Annotated in this window: 17 protein-coding genes and 1 pseudogene; 5 read left to right on the top strand and 13 right to left on the bottom strand. The window is 73.1% G+C overall.

From position 1 onward, the window contains the following. The 4 genes from ACIQGV_RS38425 to ACIQGV_RS38410 all read right to left on the bottom strand — a co-directional run. The coding region (locus tag ACIQGV_RS38425) for a radical SAM protein (RefSeq protein ID WP_402503841.1) at positions 1 to 1,022 on the bottom strand (1,022 nt) is incomplete at its 3' end. Positions 1,023 to 1,410: 388 nt separating this feature from the next. Then, positions 1,411 to 1,848, bottom strand: coding sequence for a hypothetical protein (locus ACIQGV_RS38420; protein ID WP_402503839.1), 438 nt, complete (start codon positions 1,846 to 1,848; stop codon positions 1,411 to 1,413). A gap of 115 nt (positions 1,849 to 1,963) precedes the next feature. Then, a complete protein-coding gene (locus tag ACIQGV_RS38415; RefSeq protein ID WP_402503837.1) occupies positions 1,964 to 2,557 on the bottom strand; it encodes a hypothetical protein in 594 nt (197 codons plus the stop codon). Beyond that, the gene (locus tag ACIQGV_RS38410) at positions 2,554 to 3,105 is read right to left on the bottom strand and encodes a hypothetical protein (RefSeq protein ID WP_402503834.1); all 552 of its coding nucleotides are present in this window, start codon (positions 3,103 to 3,105) and stop codon (positions 2,554 to 2,556) included. Before ACIQGV_RS38410 ends, ACIQGV_RS38415 begins: the two co-directional genes overlap by 4 nt. A 183-nt stretch (positions 3,106 to 3,288) precedes the next feature. Between ACIQGV_RS38410 and ACIQGV_RS38405 the strand changes: the two genes are divergently transcribed. Continuing rightward, positions 3,289 to 4,530: a transcriptional regulator gene (locus tag ACIQGV_RS38405; RefSeq protein WP_402503832.1), complete on the top strand. Its 1,242-nt coding sequence runs from the start codon at positions 3,289 to 3,291 to the stop codon at positions 4,528 to 4,530. Positions 4,531 to 4,533: 3 nt separating this feature from the next. On the opposite strand, the gene cutA is transcribed toward ACIQGV_RS38405, so the two are convergent. Then, positions 4,534 to 4,869: a divalent-cation tolerance protein CutA gene (cutA, locus tag ACIQGV_RS38400; RefSeq protein WP_402503830.1), complete on the bottom strand. Its 336-nt coding sequence runs from the start codon at positions 4,867 to 4,869 to the stop codon at positions 4,534 to 4,536. A 237-nt stretch (positions 4,870 to 5,106) separates the two neighbouring features. On the opposite strand from cutA, the gene ACIQGV_RS38395 reads away from it, so the two are divergent. Both ACIQGV_RS38395 and ACIQGV_RS38390 read left to right on the top strand, forming a co-directional pair. After that, positions 5,107 to 5,424 carry a hypothetical protein gene (locus ACIQGV_RS38395; RefSeq protein WP_402503827.1) on the top strand — a complete coding sequence of 106 codons (318 nt, stop codon included), beginning with the start codon at positions 5,107 to 5,109 and terminating at the stop codon, positions 5,422 to 5,424. A gap of 66 nt (positions 5,425 to 5,490) precedes the next feature. Continuing rightward, entirely contained in the window at positions 5,491 to 5,736 is a 246-nt protein-coding gene (locus tag ACIQGV_RS38390) for a hypothetical protein (RefSeq protein WP_402503825.1), read from the top strand. Between the two features lie 1,111 nt (positions 5,737 to 6,847). Here the strand turns inward: ACIQGV_RS38390 and ACIQGV_RS38385 are convergent. Beyond that, positions 6,848 to 7,069 carry a hypothetical protein gene (locus ACIQGV_RS38385; protein WP_402503823.1) on the bottom strand — a complete coding sequence of 74 codons (222 nt, stop codon included), beginning with the start codon at positions 7,067 to 7,069 and terminating at the stop codon, positions 6,848 to 6,850. Between the two features lie 186 nt (positions 7,070 to 7,255). Here ACIQGV_RS38385 and ACIQGV_RS38380 point away from each other — a divergent pair, with 186 nt between their 5' ends. Both ACIQGV_RS38380 and ACIQGV_RS38375 read left to right on the top strand, forming a co-directional pair. Beyond that, positions 7,256 to 7,570, top strand: a complete 315-nt coding sequence (locus ACIQGV_RS38380) for a hypothetical protein (protein WP_402503821.1) — start codon at positions 7,256 to 7,258, stop codon at positions 7,568 to 7,570. After that, positions 7,567 to 8,312: pseudogene (locus ACIQGV_RS38375) on the top strand (class I SAM-dependent methyltransferase). The gene ACIQGV_RS38380 and the pseudogene ACIQGV_RS38375 overlap by 4 nt, the downstream one beginning before the upstream one ends. Positions 8,313 to 8,426: 114 nt before the next feature. Here the strand turns inward: ACIQGV_RS38375 and ACIQGV_RS38370 are convergent. From ACIQGV_RS38370 to ACIQGV_RS38340, 7 genes are all read right to left on the bottom strand, one after another. Next, on the bottom strand, positions 8,427 to 9,719 hold the full coding sequence (locus ACIQGV_RS38370; protein WP_402503819.1) for an acetyl-CoA carboxylase biotin carboxylase subunit family protein: 1,293 nt from the start codon (positions 9,717 to 9,719) through the stop codon (positions 8,427 to 8,429). A 97-nt stretch (positions 9,720 to 9,816) separates the two neighbouring features. After that, positions 9,817 to 10,587, bottom strand: a complete 771-nt coding sequence (locus ACIQGV_RS38365; RefSeq protein ID WP_402503817.1) for a GNAT family N-acetyltransferase — start codon at positions 10,585 to 10,587, stop codon at positions 9,817 to 9,819. Further along, a complete protein-coding gene (locus ACIQGV_RS38360; RefSeq protein ID WP_402503815.1) occupies positions 10,584 to 11,933 on the bottom strand; it encodes an MFS transporter in 1,350 nt (449 codons plus the stop codon). The genes ACIQGV_RS38365 and ACIQGV_RS38360 overlap by 4 nt, the downstream gene beginning before the upstream one ends. After that, a complete protein-coding gene (locus tag ACIQGV_RS38355; protein WP_402503813.1) occupies positions 11,906 to 12,976 on the bottom strand; it encodes an SAM-dependent methyltransferase in 1,071 nt (356 codons plus the stop codon). Before ACIQGV_RS38355 ends, ACIQGV_RS38360 begins: the two co-directional genes overlap by 28 nt. A gap of 28 nt (positions 12,977 to 13,004) precedes the next feature. Next, the gene (locus tag ACIQGV_RS38350; RefSeq protein ID WP_402503810.1) at positions 13,005 to 14,537 is read right to left on the bottom strand and encodes a hypothetical protein; all 1,533 of its coding nucleotides are present in this window, start codon (positions 14,535 to 14,537) and stop codon (positions 13,005 to 13,007) included. 8 nt (positions 14,538 to 14,545) lie between these two features. Further along, positions 14,546 to 18,964, bottom strand: a complete 4,419-nt coding sequence (locus ACIQGV_RS38345) for an amino acid adenylation domain-containing protein (RefSeq protein ID WP_402503808.1) — start codon at positions 18,962 to 18,964, stop codon at positions 14,546 to 14,548. Next, positions 18,964 to 19,260: an acyl carrier protein gene (locus ACIQGV_RS38340; RefSeq protein ID WP_402503805.1), complete on the bottom strand. Its 297-nt coding sequence runs from the start codon at positions 19,258 to 19,260 to the stop codon at positions 18,964 to 18,966. The genes ACIQGV_RS38345 and ACIQGV_RS38340 overlap by 1 nt, the downstream gene beginning before the upstream one ends. Positions 19,261 to 19,270: the final 10 nt, after the last annotated feature.

The raw sequence follows: 19,270 nt of genomic DNA, 5'->3' as shown, positions 1-19,270 counted from the left end.
AGGGTTCCCTCCGTGAAGGCGGTGACGTGGCTGGCGGCGTTGTCCACGAGGCGGGCGCGGTCCGGCAGGAGCGCAGCAAGGTCCAGGCGCAGGTCATCCCGCAGGAGGCACGGTTGCAGGCCGCCGTTGTGGTCCAGGCGCAGCGCCCAGAACCCTTCGACGCACTCGCCGCGCCGAGGGCAGCTTCCGCACTGGCCCACGTGGTGCCGGCCGAGGTTGCGGTGGATGACGTCGATCTCCACGCCGTCGACCCGGAAGACCCGGCGGCCCTGGCCGACACCGGCGATCTCCGTGTGTTCCTCGCGCGTTAGGGAGCGCAGGTAGGAGACGACCGCGTCAGCCGGTACGGCAGAGCCGGCGCGGACCTCGTTGAAGTCGGTGCCGACCAGCTCGATGAACTGCACCGGCATACGCCGCTCAAGTGCAAAGTCGAGAATCTGGGGGATCTCGTGCTGGTTCTCCCGCAGCAGGAGCGTGTTGAGCTCGACGCGCTCGCAGCACTCGCGGGCCGCTTCGATGCCGTCCAGGACGAGGCTGATGCCATGGCGGGTCCCCGCTATGGCGCGCAGAGACTCGTCGGAGAAGTAGTGCAGACTGCACTTGATCTTGTCCAGATGGGTTCTGGCCAGCCACGCCTTGTGGGTTCGTACGCGCGTGGCGTTGGTGATGAGGGTGTAACTGGCGTCGGGGCCCTGCCAGGGAAGCTGTTCGAGTACCGGCCGGGCCAGGGCGGAGACGAGGGGTTCACCGCCGGTGAAGTAGACCCGTTTCAGGCCGGCGTCCATCAGCGTGTCGATGATCGCGAGGTAGTCGTCTGCGCTGAGGACACGGGGCCGGGGCTGCTGGAAGCGGTCGATCCGGGTGAGCGGGGGCGGAACGTCACCCTCGTTGTGGCAGAAGAAGCACGCGATGTTGCACCGCGGCGTGAAGGAAACGCGCAGTTGCCCGCGTAACGCAGCGAAGTTCTGCAACGCCGTGAAGTCCACGGCGTCAGCTGCTACGGGCCCGGAAAGCTCGTGCATGCTGGCCTCCAGACCATGCATCGGGTAGGTCACCGGCCGGGGTGCGGCTCGGCGGTGGAGAGTAGGCCCAGCGGGAGAGGGCCTGATCGTGGGGGCACGAGTCGGTTGTTCTTCCCCCGCTGGGGGCTTCGTCCTGCCCGATGGCCTGACAGCGTCGTCATCCGGGCCATCGGGCAGACGCCAGAGGCCGTTCACCAGGCGAGCCGCCGTCGGCTCGGCCTGGGGGCCCTTGACGAACTTGCGCACCGGCTTCGTGAAGCAGGGTCTGTCCGCGCGCTTGGTGCCGCCCCCCGGCCGGGCTCCGTCATGGGCATGGGGCCCAGCTCCGGCCGGGAGGCGGATGGTGCCCGCTCCCTCGTCAGGCATGGGGGGACGAGGGAGCGGAGTCTCAATCGGTCACCCCGCGTTCGGGTTGAGCGGGGAGGTAGGCGAGGAACACCTGCCGCTGGTGCAGGTACTCCAGCACGCGCGCGTAGGTGTCGTTGTCGGTGGTGATGGCCGGCCGGGCGACGGCGAGGATGCCGTCGGCGAAGCCCTGCGCCGCGTACCGGCATGCTTCCGTGAACCCGGGCCGCTCGACGAGAGGGCGCGGCTGACCCATATCGGCGAACGTGCTGGAAGAGACCTGCCAGTCCTGAGCGGTCGCATACGTGGCGATCGTTTCCAAGTCGGCGTGCCGCTCGGCGCCGGGTTGTACGAGCACGTACGGAGCGACGCGCAGCCGGCGGCCATGACGGGCGACGGTGGCAGTGATCTCAGACATGTACTGCTTGCGCAGGAGTTCCAGCCGTTCGGTGCGGGCCTGGGGTCGGAGAGCTGTGAACACGTCGGTTCCTTGGAGGTCGGACCTGCCGCCGAGGGGGGAAAGTCTCGGCGGCAGGCGGCTTGACCGCGCACAGCGCCATGCCGGGGAGTTGTAAGCGCAGCGCCGCACGCGGAGTTCAGGCGATCGTGCTGAGCACGGATCCGAGCAGCGCTTCGTGGGGTGCGGGGCCGGGCTGGAACTGGTCCAGGAGCTGGCGCAGTGCGGTGGGCGGGACGAGCCGGTCACCGCGGCAGGGGCGCAGCCAGTACGGGCCGGGCGGTTCCGTCGCCGTCATCGGCGGCAGCGCGACGTGGTGTGGGCGGCCCAGGCACAGGGCGTGGCGGTGTGGCGCCCACTGCTCGCTGGTGCCGGGCGGCACGAGCCAGATGAGCCAGGAGCGGTGGGGGTCCTCGATGACCGGCCCGCACGCGTCCGCCTGGTCGTCGCCGGTCTGTTGGATGCCGTCCATCACCCTGACGGCGGCGTACGCCTGCGGGCCGCCGGCCGTGACGACGATGTCGAAGAAGTTCCCGCCGAGCGGGAGCTGGAGCACGTGCTGCTGCTGGAGCGCCATGAGACTGCGCACGCGGGCGGCCAGGTCGCCCATGTCGGAGGCCACCTGCCGGGGTTCGACGAACCCGGTGGTGGCGGTGAAGCCGACCGGGGCCGGGGGCGGCAGGTCCCTGCCCGGGACGAGCGCGCGACGGGGTAACTGCTCGGTGAGGCTCACTCCGGGTCTCCCTCGCCGGCCGGGCGCAGGACCGCGGTGACGGTCTTGCCCGTTACGTTCCCGTCGTCGTCCAGCTTCGGCTCCCACGACAGATCGGCGCCGTAGACCTGTACCCACCACAGGCCGCGCTGCTGGGCTGCGGCGATGGCGGTGTCGAAGTCGGGGAACTCGGGGTTGGCGTCATCGACCTCGATGTGGAGTTCCTCGCTGTCGGGGAGCACCGTCAGGCGGATGCCGATGCAGCCGTCAGCGAAGGGCTTGCCGTGGCGCGCAGCATTGTCGACCAGCTTGTCGCTGACCTGACCAGCGGCGTCGACGTCGCCAGGCCAGCACGCCGCCGTGAGCCGGGGGCGCACTCGCAGTCTGGCGCTGGGGCCGGCTGCCTCGTTCGCGAGCAGCTTGGACGTCCAGCGGAACCGGGGGGTTTCGGGTTCCGCCACCATCGGCAGCAGGGTGACCGTCGCTTTGACCGGGTGGGGCTCGGCGCCCGCCTCGGGCGCCGAGGCGTCCTGCGGAGCGGTGCACTGTTGTGGTGAGGGCGAGGTCACGGGGGCTCCCTGGTCGGCGGCGCTCGGAACGAAGACTTCACGGATCGTGTTCAGGCGCTCACTTTTTCGCGCGGCCGGGCCTTCTGCCAGGGGAACTCAGAGGGGGAAAAAACCGTCAAGGGGGAAACTGGCGGGGGAAGTTGCCGCCATGATTGGAAACCACACGAGGACGAGGTCACACTCATGGCAACGGACGAGTTCGCCGAGCTGCTGTGTCGACTGCGCCAGAAGGCCGGACGAACGCAGGACGAGCAGGCCGACGCGATCAACGCTGTCTCGGGCCGGCCAACGATCACCCGGCGCGAGATCAACCGCTACGAACACGGCCAGAACATCCCGACCAACCACACCGTCGCGCACATCGCGGTGTCATGCGGCCTGCCCCCTGAATACCTACAGCGGGAGGCCGCAGCCGCCCGCGCACGGCGGCGGAACGCCCGCCGACAAGAGGAGGAGCAGGACGACGTGAAACGCCGCACGCTGTTAGGGAGCGCCGTTGTCGGCGCAGGCGCCGCAGTCGAACCGTGGGAACGCCTCGCACACGCCCTGAGCAGGGGCGGCAAGATCGACGCCGAAGCCGCCGCCGCCCTCGTCGACCGTGCCGGAGACCTGCACGTCCGCGAAGGCCACCTGACCGCGCTTCAACTACAAGGCGAGGTCGAGGCCCACCTCGACGCGATCACGGCAGCGCTCCCGCGAGCCGGCGAGCACGAACGGGCACTGACGATCGCAGCAGGCGAGACGGCCGCCCTGGCGGGCTGGGTCGCATGGGACCTGGGCGACCATGCACGCGCACGCTCGTACTACGAGATCACCACGGACTGCGCGAAGGCCGCCGGACACCCCCCGCTGCGGGCCCTGGCACGGGCATACGCCAGCTACGGAACACCCGACCCCGAGAAGGCCGCCAAGACGCTGATCGAAGCCGCCCACGAGGTCCGCGGCCCAGGCAACGCCACCGCTGCCGCCTGGGTGCACGGCCGACTCGCGGAGGAAGCAGCGAGCACCGGCGACGAGTCGTACGCCCTCCGCGCCCTCGACCGCGCCCGCACCGCGTACGACTTCGCCGACCACACCGGCGAGCAGGCGTGGGTACGTTTCATGACCCCCTACCGCCTGGACGCCCTGGCACTTTCGGTGTACGGACTCCTCGGGAGGCCGGAACTCGCCGAGACCGCCAGCCACGCCGTTGACCGGCTGGGCCGAGAACTACCGGAAGCAGGGGTCGTCGTACTCGGTGACCTGGCGTCCGCCCTGCTGCGCGGAGGGGACCTCGACCAAGGCGTCTACGTCTCCCGCCAGTTCGCCGACGCCACCGAGTCCCGCCTCACCACCATGGGCAAGACTCGCGCCCAGGCTGTCGCCACCCAGCTCCCGGACCGTGAGCGCGAACTCGCTCGGCACCTGCAACGCTTCGCCGCGTGACGCTTACCCCGCGGCCTCCGGCGTCGTCTCCTCAGCAACCCACGCCAGGTAGGCACCCGAGCCCCCCGTCACCGGAAGGGTGATCCACTCTGGGACCTCGTAGCCGTGATTCTCGGACACCCAGGCAGCCAACTCGGGCAGTCGCTCCACGGTCGTCTTGTACGAGACCCGCCACTCCTGGGCCGTCTCGATGGCACCCTTCCACCGGTACACCGCGGTGAACGGCTGGTCGATGTGGGCGCAGGCGGCCAGCCGGTTCTCCACGGCACCACGAGCGAGAGCCTTCGCCCTCTCCTCGTCGTCGATGGTCGTCTGCGCGATCACGACGTCACTGGCCATGCAACTGCCCTCCCAGGTAGGTGTGTCACGACCCTACCCAGCGCCCTCGTGTTCCTAGCGGCATGCCAGCGAGGACTAGGCTGCACACCTACTCTTCCCCGCGGAAGCGGGGGTGTTCCATCACGCGGCGCCCAGACGCCGTTCCCCGCGCAAGCGGAGGTGTCGCCCGACCGCGCAGCGCGACCCGCGAACTGCCGCACAGGGACTGTAGGGACCGACACCCCGAAGAGGACACCCATGGAGCACCCGCTCGCCCACGTCGTCGACCGCATCGACCCCGACGCCCGGTACCGCATCCCCGACGTCGCCGTCCTCCTGGACCTCGCCGTCACCAGTACCCAGACCCTCACGGCCAGCGGATGGTTCCCCTGCAGCACGTTCGAGCCCCGGCCCGCCCCTGCCCACAGCCGCCGGGTGTGGACCGGCGCCGCCCTCATCGCGGCCGCCGACACCGACCCGCCCCCGCTCGACCACACCAAGTACGCCCCCAGCACGCTGTGGCGCCTCGGATGCCGTTGCGACGACTGCCTCGCCTGGCACAACCACCACAGCTGAACCGCCCGCCGGGAAGCCGCAGACAAGGTATTCCCCAAGCAGCAGCGCCGGAAGGTCCTCAAGCTGGTGGCGGCCGGGAAGGTCGACAGTGTCCAGGAGGCCGCCGAGAAGGTCGGCGTCACCGTCAGCCAGGTCTACGGATACGCCCGACGAGACGAGGAGTTCCGCACCGCCCTCGACGAGGCCGCCGAGACGCTGTGCATCGACCCCGGCGGTGTCCGCTGCGGACGGGCCTACCGTGCCGGCTGCCGCGGCACCACCTGCCGCCTCGCCCACACCCCCACGACCCGGCGCGGCGTCGGCCGGGCGTGAACGGTCAGGCGGGGAACACCCGTACGATGCGGGCATGAGCGCCACCCTGTCGTACCCCGTCCCGCCGGCCCCCGAGTGCGCACCCAGCGAGGTCGGCCCGTGCGCGCTGCCAGCACCCCACCCACCGGTACGGCCGTGACGGAGCGAGCCCACTGTGCGTCCTGTGCCGCCAGGCGCTGGAGGAGTGGCGGCAGAAGGTCGCGCACGCCGCTGACCGAGCCCGGGAACGAGGATGGCCCCCGCCGAAGCAGGGGCCATCGTGGACTTCTTCGCGGGTTAGCGCCGAGTCTGGAACCAGATGATGATCAGGCTTACCGCGCCGCTACCAACGCCGTACGCGGCGCCTCGCAGCATCTGCCGGTAGACGATTCGTCCCTGTCGTGCCGCATGTTCCCGCAGGTAGGAACGGGTACGGAGCAGTCGGGTATCCCTATCTAGGGAGACCTTGTTACTCTCACTCATGATGTAGTTTCCACTTCCTATCTATGCAGATTGATCTGGAGTGACATCACGTAGGGAGCCCGTCCCGACGTACTGGCCTAGGAACCAGTCGGGGCAGGGCTCCTTTCGCTTCCAAGAGTTTACGCAGTCCCGTGAGCACTGATGGGCCCTCAGAGACCAACTTCGCAGGCCGCACTCGCACTATGACGCTGCGTCACCGAACTGAGCGGGTGGAAATCAACCAGGGTCAACCAGGGCCAACTCAGGCCGACTCAGGCCAACGGATCGCCCCACTTGTCGGGGTGGGCGTGAAGGTCGTCACGTTTCCTGCCCTTCGGTAGAGCGTCAGCAGATCCGGGGATGCGGAAACGCTACGACACCTCGGCGATAGCCGCGCTGAAGCCCCATGTACTTGGGCCACCCTGCGAAAACGCCCTGGTCAGGAGCTGCACCACGAGATCCGGCCACAGTGCCACGCCAATGTCACGTCAGGAACCGCTAGGAACCGCTAGAAGCTGCTAGGGGTCCATCCGACCCCACCGGCCGAGTCGACCGAAAAACGCGCCTCGGGACTGAGGCCGAGCGCTGCGGGGGACCACGATGGCTGCGCAGGTAGCCGAATGGGAGCCGCCGCGACAGGGCCGCCCTGAGGGATACGCATAACCAGGACCTAAGCGCCGGGCGGCCTCGGGTACGGCTTGCCGTAGCCGATGCAGTGCGGGTAGCCGACGTACCCGGTCACGGATCCGTCCGGGGTCATGCAGACGACGCCGCTTCCTATCGGTCCGCCGCGGAGTTCGAACCAGGCTTCGCCGCAGGGGCAGGTCGCGGTCTCCGGCAGATCGGCCTCCTGGGCCGCGCGCCGACGCTCGTTCAGGTCGATGACGTCCATGAGCCGAGTGTGGGACCGTGCTTAGGATCGTTCCTGACAAAGAATCGAACGGCTCGAACGGTCCCGCCATCTACCAGAAGTGCTACTGGTCTACCAGTTCGTTCCGGACTGGTAGTTGACGGCGCGGGATCTCAGTTCCTGGTTCCCGATAAGCTCACTTCTCGCTGAGCGCGGATCGTGCGGTTCATGGAGCAGCTACCGCACGGGCACAAGCGCGGCAAGGCGCTGTTCCGTAAGCGGATCCGGCGGGCCGGGCTGCCCGAGTGGGTGGCCGCGCCGGCCGAACCGGAGAACTTCCTGGCCGTCCTGGAGAAGGGACTGCGGTCCTACGGTCTGCCCGTTCTGGACGACATGCTGAAGGAGTCCATCCTGGTGGACCTCGGCTACGTTGACGGCAAGGCTCTCGCCCAGGCACGGAGGAACGCCGACTCCGCGCTGGTCGTTCCCGATCTGCTGTGCGATGTGCTCGCCCTGGAGATTGGGCTGCGAAGCCTCATGTGACCAGCCCCGACACGGAAGCCGAGCACGTGGAAGCCACCAACCTCCTGTACCGCGATCCGGCACTCTACGACGTGATCCAGTCCGACAGCACGAGCGCCGGAATGTGCCAGACCCTGATCGAGCTGCACCGGCCGGACGCCCGGACCCTGGTCGACTTCGGATGTGGTACCGGCCGGGACCTGGAGATCCTGGCCAGGCGCTTCGAGTGCATCGGCGTGGACCTCCAGCCCGGCATGGTCGACTACGCCCACCAGGTCCGTCCCGGGCGGACGTCCGCACCGGGGACATGCGCACCGCGCGACTCGGCAGGCGCATGGACGTGGTGACCTGCATGGGCAACAGCCTTGCCTACGTGCACGACAACGAGGCGATCAGCCAGGTCTTCGCCACCTTCGCCGCCCACGCCCGGCCAGGAGCGCTGCTCGTGCTGTGTTCCCCCGTCGCCCCGATCATCCGGACCGAGCCGACCACCGTCACGGTCGACACCCCGGCGGGATCCGCGACCGTCACCATCCGCCACACCTGGGACCTGCGGACCCAGATCAACACCATGCACCGGCACTGGATGCTCCCCTCGGGCCACGAGGCCCGAGACGAGATCCGCAGACGCGTCCTGTTCCCCCGCGAACTGGAACGCTACGCGGAGGGCGCCGGCTTCGAGGTCCTGGACATGCTCGACGGCACGGGGACAGGGCTCACCGGCCCAACGGCGTACACGGTGGCCCGACAAACGCCGCGGTGACCGGCGGGACGAGAAATGACACCGGTGTCGGCCGTCCCCGCCCACGAATGGAACGAACCCGCCGCCCTGTCGCGCGCCGCGAGAACTCTGGCCTCGCACGGCGGCGGAGCCGGTTCACGGCACCGCGGACGGCTCCGGCTCCGGGACGGACTCGCGGACCGTGTACGGGGTGCCGTCCGGGGCCTCGACGGTGAAGGCCAGCTCGCGCAGGGCCTGCGCGGACACCCGCAGGGCCGTGGCGTGGTCGGCGACCGCGCCCTCCACCCAGGCGATCTCGGCGGAGTGCACACCGGCCGGGACCGTCTCGCCGGGAGCGTAACGGGTGACGACGTGCTCGACGCCGTCCAGGGCGAGCGCCGTGCGCAGCCCCTGCACCGAGAGGTACGTGCCTCCCTCCACGGGCGCGGCCACCGCCCGCGTGAACACCACCCGCTCGTCGTCGGCCCGTACGTGTGCGACGTCCTCGCCGAGCGCGAGCCGTGCGGCCAGGGCGACCGGGTCCAGGTCGCCCGCCAGCCGGGCGAGCTGCACCTGCCAGCCGCCGAGACGGCCGTTGACCTCGATGATCCGCGGGCCGTCCGGGGTCAGCTTCACCTCGGTGTGGGTGACCCCGGTGGTGATGTCCAGGGCCCGCAGCGCCCCCGTCACCAGTTCCAGCAGTGCCGCCCGCTCGTCGTCGGGCAGCACCGCCGGGCGGATGTTGCCCGTCTCGCGGAACGGCGGCGCCAGCGGGAACTTCCCGGTGACCGCCCAGTGCGAGATCCGCTGCCCGGACACCGCGGACTCCACGGACACGTAGTCGCCGTACGGGGCGCAGTCCCGTCCGTGCAGATACTCCTCCAGCACCAGCGTGCTCTCCCGGTCCGGCCCGGTCAGCAGCTCGGCGGCGAGACGGGCCCCGGCGTCCGCGTCCGTCACCGCGTGGGTGCTGCGGCTGCCCTGCCCGGAGGCGGGCTTGAGCACCGCGGGCAGCCCGACCGCGGCCAGCGCGGCCGGCCAGTCACCTGCCTCGCGCAGCCGGTGGGAGCGCACCGAGTCCACGCCGCGCTCCCGCAGCCGCTGCCGCTGCGCGTACTTGTCGCGCAGCAGCTCCACCGTGGCGGGCGTGTGGTACGCCAGGCCCAGACGCCGGGCGAGCTGCGCGGTGACGGCCAGTTTCGTCTCGCTGTACGTCAGGATCGCGGCCGGCGCGTGGGCGCGCAGCCGCTCGGCGGAGCCGTCGAGGTCCTCCGGGTCGAGCACCTCCACCGTCAGCATCTCCTGCGCCAGCGGCTGTACGTCCGCGCCGTGCTCGGACGGCCACAGCGCCAGCACGGGCGTGCCGATCGGGGTCAGGCCGTCGACGATGTCGAGCAGCGACGCCGAACCCCGGTCGTAGACGACGACGATGACGGGACGGTCGGACATGACGGCGGCTCCTTCGGTGAGGGGAGGAACAGGGGGGAACAGGGAGGAACGGGGAGGGGCCCGCGGACGACCGGGGCCCCTGGGGGACGGTCGGCCGTCACACGGCCGGTACGTCGGACTCCTCGGCGCTGCGGACGCCCGACAGGACGCTCGCCAGCGCCGGGCGCGGCACGGCGGTCCCCGCCGACGGCGGGGACACGGCCGCGGGCACCCGCGCGGGTCCGTGCCCGGCGACGCCGAACAGCTCCAGCGCCGCGGCGGACACACCGCTCACCTCGGCCGTCACGGCCCGGTGGGCCTCCCAGCGCTCCCGGGAGAGCCGGAACCGGTCGCTGACGGCACGCTCTCCGCGCACCGCGTTGACCTGGGTGCCGTCGGGCTCGAAGCCGAACTTGCGGCACACGCCCCGCGAGGCGTCGTTGCCGCGCCGCACCACGGACAGCGCGTGTTCGGCGCCCAGCCCGGTGAACGCCAGCTCCAGCGCGGCGGCCCGCGCGTGCCCGCCCAGCCCCTCGCCCTGCCGGTCCAGCGCCAGCCAGGACGTCAGCAGCACCTCGCCGGTGACGCCGAAGTCGCGTCCGCCGAGGCTCTGCGAGCCGATCACCTCGCCGTCGTGGACGACGACCAGATACAGCGTCCAGTCCTGCTCGCTCCAGGACGCCATCGCGTTCCAGTGCCGCTGCAGCAGCCGCCGCGCGACCTGCTCGGGGCTGCCGTCCGTCCACTGCGAGAAGAACGGCATGAAACCGGGCCGGTGCACACCCTCCACGGCCCGGTCCGCGAGCGCGTCCAGATCCTCCGGACCGGGCCAGCGCAGCTCGACGCGGGGGGTGCGCACCCGGATGCCGGTGAGCGGCCAGTTCCTCATGCCGGCGCCCCCGCGGGTTCCGCGGCGGACGCCGTCTGCCGGTCCTCGGCGCGCTGCGGCGCGTCCTCGGGCAGGTCGGCCCGTACGCCGAGCGAGGCCCGCAGCCGCAGTGCGACGGCGACGACGGCGAGGCAGCCGGACAGCAGCACGGCCATCAGCCCGAGCCCGTCGGCCAGCGGCAGTGTCGCACCGGCCAGCGCGGGCCCGGCCACCGAACCGGTGGACACCGCCACCGACAGCAGCGCGTTGACCCGCCCGCGCACCCGCTCCGCCGCGAGGTCGTTCAGCAGCGACGTCACCACCGGGAAGACCAGGGCCTCACCCACACTCAGTCCCGCCACCCCGGCCAGCGCCCACCCGAGCGCGGCGGAACCGGACTGCGTGCCCGCGATCAGCACCAGCGTCCACGACAGCACCCACACCGCGCCGGACGCCGCGACGACCGTGCTGCGGCGCACGCTCTGGATCCGCTCCGCGAGCAGCACCTGCGCACCCACCGCGACCACGATGTTCAGTGCGAAGGCACCCGAGATGCCCTGCGCGCCCAGCGCCCCGTCCTGGGTGAGATAGCCCGGCAGACCGGAGCGGAACTGCCCGTAGGAGACCAGCGAGCACACCGCCAGCGCGGCCAGCAGTGCCCCGATGTGACGCTGCGTCAGCACCTCGTGGTAGCCGACGGGAGCACCGTCGGCCTTCTTCTCCCCGTCGCTGTCGCCCGCCTTCAGCGCGCGCGGCAGCAGCCAGAACAGCGCCGCGCCCGCCAGCAGGAACGTCGCGCCGTCCGCCAGGTACAGCGCGACGAACCGGGCCGCCCTCGACCCCGCGTCCAGCGACGCCACCACACCGCCCGCCAGCACACCGAGGCCGGTCATGGCGTTGAACACCGCGTAGTCCGCCGAGTAGGCGAGCCCCCGCTCACGCGCCGAGTCCGCGCCCGCGTACAGAAAACGCAGCGCGGTGCCGACGCCGCTGATGCCGAAGCCGTACACCAGCGCCGCGGCCATCGCCGTGCCGGCGCCCGTGGCCTGCGCGTACAGGGCGGTGCCCGCGCCTGCCACGGTCATCACCAGCGGCACCGTGGTGCGCGGCGCGAACCGGTCCAGCAGCGCACCCCACAGCAGACCGCCCGCGACGGCGGTGCCCGCCTGCACGGCCAGCGTCAGCGACGGCACCCACGCGGGCAGCCCGCGCACCTCGCTGAGATAGATCCACAGGAACGGCAGCACCAGACCGCCGCCGAAGGAGTTGACGGCGTTCACGCCGAGGACGATCCGGGTGCGCGGCGACAGCTCGCGCAGCACCGCCAGCGGCTTGGGCATCAGCGCGCCTCCAGTACGTACAGCCACGAGTGCGGCGTGCCGAACGGCACGATGCGGCGCGGCACCAGACCGGCCGCCGCGAACAGCTCCTCGTACGTCTCCTTGGTGTGCAGCGGTACGCCCATCAGGGCGTGCGCCAGCTCGTAGCCGAGGGAGAACACCGGCAGCGAGGCCGAGTTCTCGGCGTCGGGACGCAGCATGGTGTCGGCGAGGACGAAGGTGCGCGCGGCGGGGAACGCCTCCCGCAGCCGGGTGAAGGTGTGCGGGCGGGTGACCGGGTCGGCGAGCAGGTCGTGCAGCAGGAAGAAGCTCATCACCGTGTCGACCTGGGCGAGCTTGTCGCGGTGCGCGTCGCGGTGGCACACGTCCAGCACGTCGGTGCGGATCGCCTCGACCCGGCCCGTCAGACCCGCCTCGGCGATGGTCCGCACCCCCAGCTCGGTGGCCGGGGCGCTGATGTCCAGGCCCAGCCCGCGCGTGCCGGGGCGTTCGCCGACGACCCGCGAGACCCGGGCGGAGATACCGCTGCCGAGGTCGGCGAGCACGGAGAAGTCGACGTCGGCGAGGACCTCGTCGAGGGTGCCGGACATGAAGGAGCGGTCGTTCTGCCCGGAGCCGAGTGCCACCATCGCCTCGTCGCGCAGCACGTCCGTGCCGAACGCGCCCTCGCCGGTGACGATGCGGTGCGCCTGCGCGAACACCTCGTTGTAGCCGCCGACGCCCCAGGTGAAGTAGCCGCGCATCCGGATGATCTCCTGGCCGGCCGAGGTCAGCAGCGCGGTGTCGCCGTCCTCCTGGAGACGGACCCAGCCGCAGGTGGCGGCGGCCCGCACCAGCTCGCGCAGCACCCGCTCCCGCACGGCGGGGCCGAGGTCGACGGCGAGCGCGCGCAGATCGAGCAGCGGCGCGGCGGCCAGCCGCTCCCAGACGCCGAGGCGGTCCAGGGCATTGATCACGGTGCCGGCGACATAGCCGTTGAAGGCATGGTCCACGCCGATCGGGGCGGGCGCGGCACCCGCCCAGTCGGCGGGCGTCGCGAGGTCTGTGGTGCGGTCGTGGACGGCGGTCATGGCGGTCCTTTCCGGGTCGGTCGGATGGTCAGACGGTGGGTCCGGCGAGGCCGGCCCACTCGGCGAGAAGGGCGTCGGCGGAGGCGTCCCCCGCGACAGGGGCGTACACGGCGAGGGCGACGGCCCAGGAGCCGTCCGGGCCGTCCGCGGGCGCGAGGGCACAGCGCACCAGCGGCGTGTCGGCTGCGGCGAAGGACTCCTCCACGGCCGCGGCCCGCACCCGGCCGGCCGGTTCGCCGGCGGCGAGCACGGTCACCGGCACGGGCTCCCGCGAGGTACGCGCGAACCACCGGCCCGTGTGCCGGGTGAAGACGGTGCGCAGCGCCGGATGCCGCTCCAGCAGTGCCGCCAGCGCGGTCTCGGCGTCCGCCCGGGAGGGGGCGGGGCCGGGCAGCACGGCCGTGGCGCACAGCACGTGCTCGGCGGCGCTGCCGCTGCGCACGAGGTCGTGGAAGAGCCACCGCTGCTCGTGCGGCGTGAGCGCGCGCAGCCCCTCGGGCGGCGCGGCGGCGGGCCCGCCCCGGCGGAAGGGGTACCCGGGCAGCCGTACCCGCCGCCCCTGAGCGCCCAGCGAGCAGTCCACGTCCGCGCCGAGCTCCCACAGCCGCGCGAACAGCTCGGCGTAGGAGCCGGGCCGCGCCGGGTCGAGCCACAGCTCGGCGGACTCCCCGGCGGCGGTGTCCTCCGGCTCGGTCCGGCCGAGCACGGACGCCACACTGGCGACGGCGGGCGCGAAGCCGCCGCCGACGGGACCGGCCGCCGCCGCGAGAAGGGCGCTGGTGCCCCCGTCCGCGGATCCGTCGGCCGCCGACAGGGCGGCCGGCGGGACGGCCGCCGTTGAGATGGCCGCAGTCGAGGCCGCCGTCCCGGACGGCACGCCGATCCGGACCACCACCCCGGGACGCACGGTCCGCGCGGTGGCACCGCCGCCCGCGGACCCGGCGAACCCCCCGGACGCCGCCGCGCGCAGCGCGTCCGGCAGGGCCAGGGAGCCGTCCAGGGCCGCCGCGGCGGCCCCGGCGGCCGGGCCGTCGCCGCGTACGAGGTCCGGACGCAGCCCCCGTTCGGCCAGCCACGCGCCGACGCCGTACAGCGCGGCGGCCGAGCGGGCGGCGTCCGCGCCGGCGCCCGGCGGCAGGCCGAGCGCGGCGGCCTCCTCGAGCGCGGCGGCCACCTGGGGCAGCCGCCACGCCCCGGCCGGGGCACGGCCGTCGCCGAGGTCCAGCACCAGCGGCCCCGAGCCGCGGCGGGGCCGCGCGAGCGCGGCCGACCTCCGCAGCGCGGCGGCCAGCTCGGCCCGCCCGGTGCCGGTGACGGCATGCCGTACGGCGAACCGCTCCCGGCCGTGCGCCAGCGTCACCGCCACATCGTCCACGGCGAGCGAGGCATCCCGTTCGAGCCGCTCGGCGAGCCGCACACAGGCCCGCGCCGCCGTCTCCTCGTCCCGCGCGGACACACCCAGCACCCGAGCCGCCCCGGGCAGCACCGGGAAGGCGGCCCCGTCGGCCCGCGCGGCGGACTCCACCGCCCCGTCCGCAGCCGGGATCACCGTCGTCGTCATGGCGGAGCTCACACCCTTTCCGGTACGTGTTCCTGCACGATCACGTGCGCGTTCGTGCCGCCGACGCCGAAGGAGCTGACGCCCGCGGTACGCGGCCGGCCGGCGGGGGAGTCCCAGGCGCGGCTCTCGGTGAGCAGACCGAAACGGCCGCCCGGCCGGGCCAGTTCGTCGATCGGCTCGCCGACGTTCGGGGTGGCCGGCAGCACCCCGTGACCCACCGCGAGCACCGTCTTGATCAGCCCCGCGACACCGGCCGCCGTGTTGCAGTGGCCCACCGACGCCTTCACGGAGCCGACCGCCACCGCGGGCCCGTCCGTGCCGAGCGCCTCGCCCAGCGCGGTCGCCTCGATGGCGTCCCCGAGCCGGGTGCCGGTGCCGTGCGCCTCCACGTAGCCGACGTCCGCGCCGCTCACCCCGGCCGACTCCAGGGCCCGGCGGATCACCCGCGCCTGCCCCTCGACGCCCGGCGCCGAGTACCCGACGCGCGCCCGGCCGTCGTTGTTGACGGCGCTGCCCCGGATCACCGCGTGCACCGGGTCGCCGTCGCGCTCGGCGTCGGACAGCCTGCGCAGCAGCAGCGCGCCCGCGCCGAACCCGCCGACCGTGCCGGTGGCCCGCCGGTCGAAGGGCCGGCACACCCCGTCCTCGGCGTACAGCAGCCCCGGCCGGAAGGTGTACGAGCCGTCGGACGCGCCGTCCAGCGACACCGCCCCGGCCAGCGCGTAGTCGCTCTCGCCGCGCAGCAGCGCCCGGCACGCCAGGTGCACCGCGTACAGGCCGGTGGAGCAGGCGGTGTCCAGCATCAGCGCCTCGCCCCACAGGTCGTGCAGATAGGCGAAGCGGGAGGCGGCGAAGGTCGGGTCGGCGTTGACGACGTCGTCGACGCGGGCCTCGCCGTCGGTGCGCACGAACCGCGGGCACCCGGCGTACAGACTCGTGCGCCGCGCGATGTCGCCGATGCGCAGCGAGGCGTCCTCGACGGCCGCCCACAGCACCTCGTGCAGCACGCCCTGCTGCGGGTCGCCCCCGGCCACGTCCTCGGCGGAGAAGCCCAGCAGTCCGGCGTCGAAGCCGGTGCCGTCGGCGAGCATGCCCCAGCGGGCCACCCGGCGGGTGCCGTCGGCGTGCTCGGTGACGACCGGCCCGGGGCCCTCGGTGAAGCAGTCCCGCCCGGCCTCCAGGTTGTCCCAGAACTCCTCCAGGCTGCCCGCCCCGGCGAACCGCGCGCCCATCCCGATCACGGCGATCGCGTCGTCGTCCGCGCCCCGGCCCGCGGGGCCGCCGGTCCGGCGCGGCGCGGGCGCGGCGGCGGGCCGCTCGGCCGGCGCGGACGCGCCGCCGCCGAGCAGCCGGGCCTGGGCGCGCACGGTGGTGTGCCGCATCAGTTCGGCGACGGACGGCGCGTCGCCGGTGGCGGCCCGCAGCGCGTCCTGGAGCTTGACCAGCAGCAGCGAATGGCCGCCGGCGTCGAAGAAGTTGGTGTCCTCGCCGAATGCGCCGCCGGGCAGCACCTCGCGCCAGGCCGTCAGCACCGCACCGGTCACCCCGGCCCCCGGCACGGGAGCCGCCACGGCGGCGGGCGCGACCGGGGCCGCCGCCACGTCGGGCGGCGCGGGCAGCCGCTTGCGGTCGATCTTGCCGTTCGCGGTCAGCGGCAGCTCGGCCACCGCCAGCAGATGCGCCGGCACCGCGAACTGCGGCAGCGCGGTGCGCAGATGGGCGCGTACGGAGTCCAGGGCGGCCGGGCGGTCCAGCACCGCGTACCCGACGATCTCCTTCTCGCCGCGGCCGTTGACCCGGGCGGTGACGAACGCGCCGCGCACCTCGGGGTGGGCGCGCAGCGCCGACTCCACCTCGCCGAGCTCCACGCGCTGGCTGCGGATCTTGACCTGGTTGTCGGCGCGGCCGATGAACTCCAGCCGCCCGTCGGCCGCCCACCGCACCCGGTCCCCGGTGCGGTACAGCCGGGCCCCCGGCTCACCGCCGAACGGGTCCGGCACGAACCGCTCGGCGGTGCGGCGCGGGTCGCCGAGATAGCCGCGGGCCACACCCGCCCCGCCCAGCACCAGCTCGCCCGGCACGTACGGCGGGGCGGGCGTCAGCGTGCCCTCCAGCACCACATGCAGCCGGGTGTCCGGCACCGCGGACCCGATCGGCACCGTCCGGGCACCCTCGGGGACCTCCTCGATGGGATGCCAGGAGGAGGTGAAGGAGTTCTCCGTCGGGCCGTAGCTGTGCAGCAGGGTCCCGGGCCGCGCCCAGCGCAGCGCCTTGCGGATGTGCGGCACGGAGACGATCTCGCCGCCGAAGTACACCCGGCGCAGCGACTGGAGCAGGTCGGGCGCGTCCTCGATCAGCCGGTTCAGCAGCGGGGTGGTGACCAGCAGCGTGGTCACCTCCAGCTCCCGTACGGCGGTGCGCAGTTCGCGCGGGCTCAGCACCAGTTCCTTGTCCAGGACGGCGAGCCGCGCGCCGTGCGTGAGGGCGCCCCAGATCTCGTAGGTGGCACCGTCGAAGTTCAGCGGGGACAGATGGGAGACGGTGTCGTCGGGACCCAGCGGGACGAACTCGGGGCGGTGCATCAGCCGCAGGACACCGCCGTGGTGCAGCACCACGCCCTTGGGGCGGCCGGTGGAGCCGGAGGTGTACAGCACGTTGAACGCGGTGTCGGGGCCCGCGGAGGTCTGCGGCGGCGTCACCGGCATCGGGGCGGCCAGCCGCTTGACCTCCTCGGGCGTGTGCACGGGCAGTCCGGTGACCCGGTGGCACTCGTCGGGCTCGGCGATCATCAGCCGCGGCCGGGCGTCACCGGCGACCATCTGCAGCTGGGCGTCGGGGTAGGCGGGGTCGAGCGGCAGATACGCGGCCCCGGCCAGGCCGACGGCGAGCATGGTGGTCACCGTCTCCACGCCGGGCCGCAGCAGCAGCGCCACGATGTCGTCGGTGCGCACGCCCCGCACCCGCAGCCAGTGCGCCCTGCGGGCGGCCTCGCGCACCAGCTCCCCGTACGTCACGCGCACACCGTTGTGCACGAGCGCCACCGCGTCGGGCGCCCGCCGCGCCTGCTCCAGCACCAGCTCCGGCACCGTGACGGCGGCCGGCGCGACGGCGGGAGCCGCGGGGGCGGCAGGGGAGACGGGGGCGGCAGGGGAGACGGGGGAAACAGGAGAGACGGGGGAGGTGAGAGCGGTGAGGACGTCCTGGCAGGTGGCGTCCGGCCCGGCGGCGGCGAGCAGCGCCTGGTCGATCTGGCGCACCATCAGCTCGGCCGTGGCCGGCGCGTACAGCGCCCGGTCGTAGTCGATGCGCAGTACGAGGTGGTCGGGGGCCTCGACGGCGGCGAACGCCAGGTCGTACTTGGCCACCGCGGTCTGCGGGTGCAGCAGCCGCACCCGGGCGTCCGGCATCCTCCAGGACGCGGCCGGACGCGGCTGGTGCAGGAACACGGCCGAGTACACGGGCGTGGAGCCGGGCGGCGGGTCGCCCGCCTCGGCGTGCGCCTCCATCGACTCCAGCACCTGCTCGCCGAGCGCGGCGGCCCAGTCACCGAACGGCCGGTCCGCCTCGTGCGCCGTACGCACCGGCAGGACACGCGTGAACAGACCCACCGCGTCCTCGGTGCCGGGCTCGTCGCGTCCGGCGAACGGCATGCCGAGCACCCCGTCCTCCTCACCGGACCAGGCGTGCAGCAGCAGGCTCCACACGGCGAGCAGCACCATGGCGGGGCTGACGCCCTCGCGGGCGGCGAGCGTACGCAGCGCGGCCAGCCGGCCCGCGGACAGCGGGCGCTCGGTGAACCCGGCCGCGCCCCGCAGCCCGTCCTCGGGCCGCACCAGGTCCGGCAGCGGGCCGAGCAGCGCGGGATCACCCGCCAGCAGCCCCGACCAGTACGGGTCGGGAGCCTGCGGCGCCGGGCGCGGCTCGGGCGTCACCACCGGCGCGAAGCCGGGGTCGCCGCCCATCGCGCGGGCCCGGTAGGCGGCGATCAGATCCTCGGCGATCACCTCCACGGAACGCCCGTCCGCGACGATGTGATGCACCGTCAGTGTGACCAGCGCCCCGTCCTCGTGACGCACCCCCTCGGCGCGCAGCAGCGGCGCGGTGCCCGGGTCCAGCGGGCGCCCGGCGGCCTGCGAGGCGTCGGCGAGCGCGGCGCCCCGGTCGTAGCGGCCGGGGCGCTCGGCGACGTGCAGCGGGACGACGGCGTACGGCTCGGGCACCTGGTGCAGTTCGCCGCCCGCCGTCTCGAACCGTCCGGCCAGCGCCGGGTGGCGCACCAGCACGTCGGCGAGCGCGGCACGCAGCGCGTGCTCGTCGAGACGGCCGCGGAACTCCAGCGAGAACGGGATGTTGTAGCGGCCGGACTCGGGCTCGCACCGGTCGGCGAGCCAGATCTCCAGCTGCGCGGCGGACGCGGTGCGGGCCATCACGCCCCGGCCTTCGCGTCCGCCGGGTCCTGTCCCGCCGCCGGGACGTTCTCCGCGAGGTACCCGGCCAGCTCGGCCACGGTCGGACGGGCGAAGAACTGCCGCACCGTCAGCGGGACGCCGAGGCGCCCCTTGAGCGCGCGCACGATCCGCACGGCGCACATCGAGTGGCCGCCGACCTCGAAGAAGTTCTCGTCGTCCTGGAACTCCTCGTGGCCCAGGCCCTCCGCCCAGGCGGTGCGCACCAGCGCGGTGAACTCCACGGGCGTGCCGTCGGGGGTAAGCGTCGATGTCATGGCGGGTTCC

It is taken from the genome of Streptomyces sp. NPDC093094, assembly GCF_044754345.1.
In the GTDB taxonomy this organism is placed as follows: Bacteria; Actinomycetota; Actinomycetes; order Streptomycetales; family Streptomycetaceae; genus Streptomyces.
Note: the sequence above shows the minus strand (reverse complement) of the source record. Positions and strands in the feature narration are given on the sequence as shown.

What these genes read in the sequence shown, in the direction of transcription:
- ACIQGV_RS38405 (WP_402503832.1), top strand. Translation starts at nt 3,289, where the DNA reads ATGGCAACGGACGAGTTCGCCGAGCTGCTGTGTCGACTGCGCCAGAAG.
- cutA (WP_402503830.1), bottom strand. Translation starts at nt 4,869, where the DNA reads ATGGCCAGTGACGTCGTGATCGCGCAGACGACCATCGACGACGAGGAG.
- ACIQGV_RS38395 (WP_402503827.1), top strand. Translation starts at nt 5,107, where the DNA reads ATGGAGCACCCGCTCGCCCACGTCGTCGACCGCATCGACCCCGACGCC.
- ACIQGV_RS38385 (WP_402503823.1), bottom strand. Translation starts at nt 7,069, where the DNA reads ATGGACGTCATCGACCTGAACGAGCGTCGGCGCGCGGCCCAGGAGGCC.
- ACIQGV_RS38380 (WP_402503821.1), top strand. Translation starts at nt 7,256, where the DNA reads ATGGAGCAGCTACCGCACGGGCACAAGCGCGGCAAGGCGCTGTTCCGT.
- ACIQGV_RS38370 (WP_402503819.1), bottom strand. Translation starts at nt 9,719, where the DNA reads ATGTCCGACCGTCCCGTCATCGTCGTCGTCTACGACCGGGGTTCGGCG.
- ACIQGV_RS38365 (WP_402503817.1), bottom strand. Translation starts at nt 10,587, where the DNA reads ATGAGGAACTGGCCGCTCACCGGCATCCGGGTGCGCACCCCCCGCGTC.
- ACIQGV_RS38355 (WP_402503813.1), bottom strand. Translation starts at nt 12,976, where the DNA reads ATGACCGCCGTCCACGACCGCACCACAGACCTCGCGACGCCCGCCGAC.
- ACIQGV_RS38350 (WP_402503810.1), bottom strand. Translation starts at nt 14,537, where the DNA reads ATGACGACGACGGTGATCCCGGCTGCGGACGGGGCGGTGGAGTCCGCC.
- ACIQGV_RS38345 (WP_402503808.1), bottom strand. Translation starts at nt 18,964, where the DNA reads ATGGCCCGCACCGCGTCCGCCGCGCAGCTGGAGATCTGGCTCGCCGAC.
- ACIQGV_RS38340 (WP_402503805.1), bottom strand. Translation starts at nt 19,260, where the DNA reads ATGACATCGACGCTTACCCCCGACGGCACGCCCGTGGAGTTCACCGCG.